This is a genomic window from Serratia sp. H402Y, assembly GCF_051172415.1.
Lineage (GTDB): Bacteria > Pseudomonadota > Gammaproteobacteria > Enterobacterales > Enterobacteriaceae > Serratia > Serratia ureilytica.
This window is the reverse complement of sequence record NZ_JBPIYZ010000016.1, coordinates 1-1030: the sequence shown is the minus strand read 5'-3', so window position 1 is coordinate 1030 and position 1030 is coordinate 1. Positions and strand designations below refer to the sequence as shown.

Annotated in this window: 1 protein-coding gene; it reads right to left on the bottom strand. The window is 53.9% G+C overall.

Going from position 1 to position 1030, the window contains the following annotated elements; genetic code table 11:
• Positions 1-4: 4 nt before the first annotated feature.
• Positions 5-1030: elongation factor Tu (tuf, locus tag ACSBQS_RS24530; protein WP_129993893.1), on the bottom strand; the 1026-nt coding region annotated here is incomplete at its 5' end.

The window sequence follows — 1030 nt, the reverse complement described above, 5'->3', positions numbered from 1 at the left end:
GCGATTAAGCGATAACTTTAGCAACAACACCAGCGCCTACAGTACGGCCGCCTTCACGGATTGCGAAACGCAGACCGTCGTCCATCGCGATTGGGTGAATCAGGGTTACAACCATGTTCACGTTGTCGCCTGGCATTACCATCTCTACGCCTTCTGGCAGTTCGATGGTACCGGTCACGTCAGTAGTACGGAAGTAGAACTGTGGACGGTAGCCTTTGAAGAATGGCGTGTGACGACCACCTTCATCTTTGCTCAGGATGTACACTTCAGATTCGAACTGGGTGTGCGGCTTGATGGAGCCTGGTTTAGCCAGTACCTGACCACGTTCGATTTCTTCACGTTTGATACCACGCAGCAGAACACCTACGTTCTCACCAGCACGGCCTTCGTCCAGCAGTTTGCGGAACATTTCAACGCCAGTACAGGTAGACTTAACGGTGTCTTTGATACCAACGATTTCAACTTCTTCGCCAACTTTGATGATACCGCGCTCAACACGACCGGTAACAACGGTACCACGACCGGAGATGGAGAATACGTCTTCGATTGGCAGCAGGAACGGCTTGTCGATAGCACGCTCTGGCTCTGGGATGTAGCTGTCCAGGGCTTCGGCCAGTTCGATGATTTTCGCTTCCCACTCAGCTTCGCCTTCCAGCGCTTTCAGCGCGGAACCGCGGATCACTGGCAGGTCGTCGCCTGGGAAGTCGTACGCGGACAGCAGTTCGCGAACTTCCATTTCTACCAGTTCCAGCAGCTCTTCATCATCAACCATGTCGCATTTGTTCATGAATACGATGATGAAAGGAACGCCAACCTGACGACCCAGCAGGATGTGCTCACGGGTCTGAGGCATTGGGCCGTCAGTCGCAGCAACTACCAGGATCGCGCCGTCCATCTGAGCAGCACCGGTGATCATGTTTTTCACGTAGTCGGCGTGCCCTGGGCAGTCAACGTGCGCGTAGTGGCGAGTCGGGGTGTCATACTCAACGTGAGAGGTGTTGATGGTGATACCACGAGCTTTTTCTTCTGG